The organism is Azospirillum sp. B4, assembly GCF_000333275.1.
Taxonomy (GTDB): Bacteria; Pseudomonadota; Alphaproteobacteria; order Azospirillales; family Azospirillaceae; genus Nitrospirillum.
In genome coordinates this window covers 1-6,848 of sequence record NZ_BACU01000027.1, presented here as the reverse complement: position 1 = coordinate 6,848, position 6,848 = coordinate 1, and the positions used below count along the sequence as shown (strand labels likewise).

General features: G+C 70.2%; 7 protein-coding genes. 5 read left to right on the top strand and 2 right to left on the bottom strand.

The features are described from left to right. The 4 genes from I55_RS36705 to I55_RS01050 form a co-directional block, all read left to right on the top strand. Window positions 1-181, top strand: a 181-nt coding sequence (locus I55_RS36705; RefSeq protein ID WP_199902416.1) for a hypothetical protein, incomplete at its 5' end; no start/stop codon positions are given. A 14-nt stretch (window positions 182-195) separates the two neighbouring features. Continuing rightward, window positions 196-855 carry a TetR/AcrR family transcriptional regulator gene (locus I55_RS01060; protein WP_044558572.1) on the top strand — a complete coding sequence of 220 codons (660 nt, stop codon included), beginning with the start codon at window positions 196-198 and terminating at the stop codon, window positions 853-855. Window positions 856-1,187: 332 nt separating this feature from the next. Further along, window positions 1,188-2,687, top strand: a complete 1,500-nt coding sequence (locus I55_RS01055) for an efflux transporter outer membrane subunit (RefSeq protein ID WP_049973715.1) — start codon at window positions 1,188-1,190, stop codon at window positions 2,685-2,687. A 119-nt stretch (window positions 2,688-2,806) separates the two neighbouring features. Further along, window positions 2,807-4,036 carry an acyltransferase family protein gene (locus I55_RS01050; RefSeq protein ID WP_044558571.1) on the top strand — a complete coding sequence of 410 codons (1,230 nt, stop codon included), beginning with the start codon at window positions 2,807-2,809 and terminating at the stop codon, window positions 4,034-4,036. Window positions 4,037-4,044: 8 nt separating this feature from the next. Here the strand turns inward: I55_RS01050 and I55_RS01045 are convergent, their stop codons facing one another. Together I55_RS01045 and I55_RS01040 are read right to left on the bottom strand one after the other, a co-directional pair. Next, the gene (locus tag I55_RS01045; protein ID WP_044558570.1) at window positions 4,045-5,415 is read right to left on the bottom strand and encodes a HAMP domain-containing sensor histidine kinase; all 1,371 of its coding nucleotides are present in this window, start codon (window positions 5,413-5,415) and stop codon (window positions 4,045-4,047) included. Window positions 5,416-5,500: 85 nt separating this feature from the next. Beyond that, complete coding sequence (locus I55_RS01040; protein ID WP_044558569.1) at window positions 5,501-6,172, bottom strand: response regulator transcription factor; 672 nt, start codon at window positions 6,170-6,172, stop codon at window positions 5,501-5,503. 191 nt (window positions 6,173-6,363) lie between these two features. On the opposite strand from I55_RS01040, the gene I55_RS01035 reads away from it, so the two are divergent. After that, window positions 6,364-6,848 (top strand): hypothetical protein (locus I55_RS01035; protein WP_044558568.1); only part of this gene is annotated, 485 nt, incomplete at its 3' end.

Here is a 6,848-nt window from a genome sequence, read left to right as displayed (position 1 = left end):
CCGACGCCCCTGGCCGCGCCAGGATGCCGTGGCGCAGAGCGACTACGCCCTGGTGCAGCAGACCATCGCCCTCTACAAGGCGCTGGGCGGCGGCTGGCAAGCGGGTGAAACGGGGCCGGGCGAAACGGGGCCGGGTGAAACCGCAGCGGCCGGTTCCGCCGCCGGCGCCCCGCCGGCGTAAGGCGGGGGACGGCCATGGTCCAGGACGACACGGCGATGACGGGGGCGATGACGACGGATGAGGCCCTCAAGGCGGGTGGGCGTCAGCGCAAGGCGGGGGACACCCGACGGGCGGAAATCATCGCCGCCGCCCTGGATCTTTTGCATGAGGTCGGGCCTGGCGGGACCACCACCACGGCCATCGCCCGGCGCATCGGCATGGCCCAGGGATCGCTGTTCCGCCATTTCCCCACCAAGCGGGCCATGTGGGAGGCGCTGCTGGACAGCCTGTCACAGCGCATCGCCCCCCCGGTGCAGGAGGCGCTGAACGGCACCGGCAGTCCCCTGGCCCGGCTGCGCCAGGTCATGCACACCTGGCTGGGCCTGGCGGAAAGCATTCCCGCGCTGTCGTCCCTGATGTTCTCACGCGAGGTGCTGGCCGACAGCCCTGACATGCGCAGCCTGCTGGCGGAACGCCTGCAGCGGCCCCACCGCATCTACTGCATGCTCATCCGCGAGGGCATCGAGGTGGGGGAGATCCAGCCCGATACCGACGTGGAACGGGTGGGCTGGATCCTCTCGGGCATCAAGCACAGCCTGGTCATGCGCTGGACCCTGCTGGACCGCACCCTGGACATGCACGCCGACCTGGACGTCATGCTGGACACCATCATCGCCGGCATGGCCAGACGGTAGCGCCGCGCCCGTCAGCGTTCCCTTGTCGAGGACGCGTGGAGGCGGCGTGGACCAACGGCGCAGACGGTGGCCATGGGCGGGGACCGCGTCATTTTTCCCGACAGGTTGCCGGCCATTGTCCCGTACCATCGGCGGCCGTGTGCCGTCGCTGTTGCGCGCGGGGCGTCTCCGCGTGGGGCGATCCACTTGCTGGGCTGGCGGCCAGTCCAATCGGGCCACGGCCCAGTTCGTTCGTGACAGGGGACCACCGGTATGAAAAGAAGGGCGCCGGGCCCGTCCCCCCCTTTTTCCCATGGTTCCCACCGGCCTCCCTTCCTGGATCAAGTCCCGCGATGCTGCGTCCCCGCTTGTCCCGTTCCCTGCTTTCATCCGTCGCCCTGGCCTGCCTCATGGGCGGCGGGCTGACGGCCTGCACCGTGGGCCCGGACTATCAGCGGCCGGAAACGCCCCAGCCCAAGGCGTATCGAGAAACGGTGACGGGTGACACCGTCAAGGACGCCAGCCTGCGGGCGGAGGTCGCCGCCGACTGGTGGCGTCAGTTCAACTCGCCGGAGTTGGACAGCCTGATCGCCCGGGTGGCGTCCGACAACTTCGACGTCCGCGCCGCCATGGCCCGCATTCGCCAGGCCGAGGCCACGGTGGACCAGCAGCGCGCCACCCTGTTCCCCACGGTATCGGGCAGCCTGGGCCGCACGCGCAGCCAGTCGGGCGGCGGCACCACCACCGTCGCCAACGGCAACGCCATCAGCCGCAACAACATCAGCAGCAATTACTCGGCCAAGCTGTCGGCCAGTTATGAGCTGGACTTCTGGGGCAAGAACCGGTCGGCGCTGGAATCCGCCAAGGCCAGTCTGGATTACAGCCATTACGACAAGCAGACCGTGCTGATGACGGCCATCGCCACGGTGGCCACGGACTATTTCCAGGCGCTGGCCTACAAGGATCGGCTGACCCTGGCCCGCCAGTCGCTGAAGGATGCGGAGGACGTGCTGCGCGGCATTCAGGCGCGCGCCCGGGCTGGCACCGCCACCGCCGTGGACGTGGCCAACCAGGTGAACGTGGTGGAGGGTGAGCGCGCCGCCATCCCGCAGTATGAGCAGAGCCTGGCGCAGCAGGTCGACGCCCTGGCCGTGCTGGTCGGCGTGCTGCCGGAACAGCTGAAGATCGAGGGGACCACCCTATCCGGCATGGCGGAGCCCGAGGTGGCGCCCAACCTGCCGTCCACCCTGCTCGCCCGCCGGCCAGACGTGGCGTCGGCCGAGGCCCAGCTGATCGCCGCCAACGCCACCCTGCGCAACGTCATCGCCCAGCAATATCCCAGCCTCAGCCTGACGGGCAGCTACGGCTATCAGAACGACACCGTCAGCGACCTGTTCAACCCGGCCAGCAAACTGTGGTCCCTGGGCACCTCCCTGACCCAGACGGTATTCGACGCCGGCAGCCTGCAGGCCCAGTCCGACGCGCAGCGCGCCAAGGTGGAAGAGCTGGCGGCCGATTACCAGAAGGCGGTGGTCACCGCCTTCGCCGATGTCGAGGACGCGCTAGCCGGCGTGCGCTACACCCGCGACATCCGTACCGCCCAGGAAAAGGCCACCGCCTCGGCGGATGAGGCGTTGCGCGGCACCACGGGACAGTTCCAGCGTGGCACCGCCGATATGGTCAGCGTGCTGACGGCCCAGCGCACCCTGTTCAGCGCCCAGGACAGCCTGGTGCAGAGCCGCCTGAACTACCTGACCTCCATCGTCACCCTTTACCGGGTGCTGGGTGGTGGCTGGTCGGTGGAACAGACGGAAGCCGCGGCCGACGCCAATCCCGCCAAGGCCGGCGGCTGACGCGCTTGCCGATCGTTATTTCCGGCAAAATGCCTGCCTTTAGCCTATGCGCACGGGTGCCGTCCTGGCACTACTGCGGTTGCCGCACGCCCGCTGGTTGAAAGGCCCGCCCGACGCCCATGCCCGCCACTTCCCTGGACGCCCCCCTGGCGGGGACGGCCATCAAACCTGAACGCCTGGTGTCCCTGGATGTGTTCCGGGGTCTCACGGTGGCCCTGATGCTGCTGGTCAATGATCCCGGCACATGGTCGGACATCTACTGGCCGCTGCGGCATGCCAAATGGCATGGCTGGACGCCCACCGACCTGGTGTTCCCCTTCTTCCTGTTCATGGTGGGAATCACCACCCACCTGTCGCTGGGCCAGCGGCGGGCGCGGGGGGATGGTGACGGCGCCCTGGCCCGCCAGATCCTGCGGCGCGGCCTGATCCTGTTCGCGCTCGGCCTGTTCCTCAACGGGTTCCCCGGCTACGCCCCGGCGTGGTCTGGCCACCCCGGCATGGGTGACCGCGTGGTCGAACGGCTGCTGACCTGGCGCATCCCCGGCGTGTTGCAGCGTATCGCCCTCTGCTACACCGCCGCCGGCCTGCTGTCGCTCCGCCTGGGGGCGAAGGGGCAGGGGGCGTTGGCCGTCCTGCTGATGCTGGGCTATTGGGCGGTCATGACCGGTGTGCCGGTGCCGGGCACGGGGGAGACGGGCCTGGCGGCCCTGGCCCATCCCGGCGCCACGGTGGCGGCGGCGGTGGATCGTGTCCTGTTCAACTGGGGGCCTTGGGGCAATCACCTCTGGGCTTCGGGCAAGACGTGGGACCCGGAAGGGGCCCTGTCCACGCTGCCGGCCATCGCCACCGTCCTGTGGGGCTTGCTGGCCGGGCGCTGGCTGGCCCGGCCCCTGCCGCTGCCGGTCCGCATCCGGGGCCTGATCGTGGCCGGCGTGGCCGGCGTCATCCTGGGCGAGGTCTGGGATCTGGTCTTCCCCATCAACAAGAGCTTGTGGACCAGTTCCTTCGTGGCGCTGACGGCTGGTATGGCCTGCCTGTGCCTGGCGGCGGTGCTGTGGGGGGTGGAGGTGCGCGGCTGGCGCCGCTGGACCCGGCCGGCGCTGGTGTTCGGCGTCAACCCCATCCTTGCCTATGTCGGCTCGGAACTGATGGCCATTATCATCGGCGGCGTCATCACCCTGCCCTGGGACCATCGCGTGGCCCCCTTGCAGGATGTGATCTACGAGGCGGTGTTCTATCCCCTGCTGCCGGAAAAGGCGGCCTCACTGGCCTTCGCCCTCGTCTTCGTCGGGCTGTGGTGGGCCATCCTGGAGGTGCTGTATCGCCGCCGGATCTTCCTGAAGGTGTGAGATGCGGATCAGGCCGCCTTGTCCTCATGGAAGCACAGGCTGAACAGCGCGCCGCCGCCGTGGCGGTCGCGGGCGGCCAGGCGGCCGCCGTGCTGGCGCATGATCTCCATGGCGATGGCCAGGCCCAGGCCTGATCCGGTGATGCCGGCGCCGGCGGCGCCGCGCACGAAGGGTTCGGCCAGGGTCAGCGGGTCCTCGCCTTGCAGGCCCGGGCCTCGGTCGGCCACGGACAGGATGGGCCCGGGACCCACCCGCACCTCCACCGTGCCGCCGGCGGGGCCGTAGGCGACGGCGTTTTCCACCAGGTTGCGCAACGCCTCGGCCACGGCGCCGGTGTTGCACACCAGGGGGAAGTCCTCCACCACCTCCAGCTCGATGGACTTGCCCAGGGACCGGATCAGGGGTGCCAGGGTCACCAGCTCGCTGGCCGTCAACTCACCCGCCATGATCTCGTCCGTCCGGGGCAGGGGGGTGCCGGACAGGCGCGACAGCGACAGCAGCTGCGCCACCAGGCGTGACAGGCGGCGTACGTCGGCACGTACGGCCGCCAGGTCGGCCTCACCGCTCTCCAGGCGCGCCTGGACGACGGCCAAGGGTGTGCGCAGCTGGTGCGCGGCGTCGGCGATGAAGCGGCGGTGGTGGCGGAAGCTGCCCTCCAGCCGCGCCAACGCGGTGTTGAAGGCGTCGACCAGGGGCAGGACCTCGCTGGGAAGGTTCTTGCCGTCCAGGCGGTGATCCAGCCGGTCCAGGCCGATGGCCGCCGCCTCCTCCGACATCTCCTGGATGGGCGTCAGGCTGCTGCGGATGGTCCAGACGCCGATGGCGGCGGCGATCAGGGCCACCGGAATGCCGAACAGCAGGATATCGCGGACGAACTCGTCCAGCAGGCCGTTGATGATCTTCTGGTCGGCGGTGGGCGATTGCGCCACCGCCAGGGTCAGGGTGCGGTCGCCCAGCTTGACGGGCGTGCCCAGGCCATAGCGTTCCGGTTCCCCCGGGGGGCGGAAGAAATATTCCGCGTCCGGCTGGCTCAGGGCGTCATGCAGGGTGCTGGCGGCGCGGGGCAGGGACTGGGTCAGCAGGCGGCCGTGCTGGTCCCACACGGCGTAGATGACACCGTCCTCCTCCAAGGCGTAGCGGTTGGCCAGGTCCGACGGCAGGCGGTCCAGCGACAGGCCGCCGCGGTTGAAGGCGGTCATCAGCTCATTGGCCTGGCCGCGCAGCACCTTGCGCTGCACGACGCCGCCCGCTTCCTCCAGCCGCACCACCAGCGGCAGGATGCCCACGGCGACCGAGGCCAGGAACAGCAGACCCAGGCGCCAGGCCAGGCGCCCTTGCAGCGACCGGTGCCGCCAGATCTGGGCCAGGGTGCCGGTCATGGGGTGCCGGTCATGGGAAGGGGGTCATGGGAAGGGGGTCATGGGAAAAGGGGTCCGGTTGGCGGGGTGCCGGTGTCGGCGGGGCTCACGAGGCGCTCATCATATAGCCCAGGCCCCGCATGGTGATAATGGCCGCTGTGGCCTCCGCCGCCGCGAGCTTGCGCCGCAGGCGCGACACCAGGGCTTCGACCGCGTTGTCGGTGGCCTCGTTACCGAAGCCATAGAGCGCGCTGTCGATCTGGGCCTTGGTCACCACCTGGTCCACCTTGCGCAGCAGCACCTCCAGCAGGGCCAGCTCGCGCGCGGTCAGGCCCACCGGCGATCCCGCCACGCTGGCGCCGCGCGCGGCGCTGTCGAACGACAGGTTGCCGCATTCCAGAACCACGCCGATGACGCCGCCCGGCCGTCGCAGCAGGGCCCTCAGGCGGGCCGCGAGTTCCCCCATGTCGAAGGGCTTCACCAGATAATCGTCGGCGCCGGCGTCCAGCCCCTCGATACGGTCGTCCAGGGTGGACCGGGCGGTCAGCATCAGGATGGGCACCTTCCGGCGGCTGCCGCGCAGGCGGCGCACCAGGCTGATGCCGTCGCCGTCGGGCAGGCGGCGGTCCAGGATCAGGGCGTCGTAGTCGGCGGTGCAGATATGGTCATCAGCCTCGGCCAGATTGGCGCAGGCGTCGACGGTGAATCCGATTCGCGTCAGATGGTCAGCGGTCAATGTCCGCAAATCCCGCTCATCCTCAACCAAAAGAAGCCGCATCGGCCAGATCCCCGCACGCACCCACCAAGGGCAGCAGACGTATCTATACGGGCGACGGGCCGCCGCCTGTCGGCAACCGGGTGGTTTTCGGAGGAAAGACCGGGTTGCGGGGCGGACGCCCGCGTCAGCAGGACGTCAGCTTGACTGTGCCATTGTTGCCACGCGCTGATCAACCGAGGGTGCTTTCCACCATGACCGCAATCGCCGCCGCCCTGCTGCCGGAAACCTCCGCCCCGGGCCCCTGGGGCGCCGATACCGCCGTGCCGGCCGCCACCACCACAGCACCCGTGGTGGACCGCCGTCCACCGGTGACCGTCGACGACAGCTTCGGCCGGCATCGTCCCGGCGGCCTGCCGGCCCTGCTGCTGGCTTTGGGGGCGTCGCTGCCGGCCAGTCGCTGGGGCAAGGCCGCGGGCGGCGTGCTGGGTCCGGTGGTGCGCACCCTGGTGCCGTGGCTCTACGGCTCCGTCATCGATGTGTCGGCCGACGGCGTGCGCCGCCGCCTTCATGTGCGGGATCACGCCGATGACCGCCGCTTCCTGGCTCTGCCCCGCCAGGCGGCGTCCCAGGCCCGGGCCCGCATCGCGGCGGGCCTGCCGGCGGACGGCGTGTTCGTCGATGTCGGTGCCGGCACGGGCCTGCACACCCTGGCCGCCGCCCGGCGCATGGGGGCGGG

Excerpts from the sequence above, each read along its gene's own strand:
- I55_RS01045 (WP_044558570.1), bottom strand. The coding sequence starts at position 5,415 with ATGACCGGCACCCTGGCCCAGATCTGGCGGCACCGGTCGCTGCAAGGG.
- I55_RS01055 (WP_049973715.1), top strand. The coding sequence starts at position 1,188 with ATGCTGCGTCCCCGCTTGTCCCGTTCCCTGCTTTCATCCGTCGCCCTG.
- I55_RS01060 (WP_044558572.1), top strand. The coding sequence starts at position 196 with ATGGTCCAGGACGACACGGCGATGACGGGGGCGATGACGACGGATGAG.
- I55_RS01040 (WP_044558569.1), bottom strand. The coding sequence starts at position 6,172 with ATGCGGCTTCTTTTGGTTGAGGATGAGCGGGATTTGCGGACATTGACC.
- I55_RS01050 (WP_044558571.1), top strand. The coding sequence starts at position 2,807 with ATGCCCGCCACTTCCCTGGACGCCCCCCTGGCGGGGACGGCCATCAAA.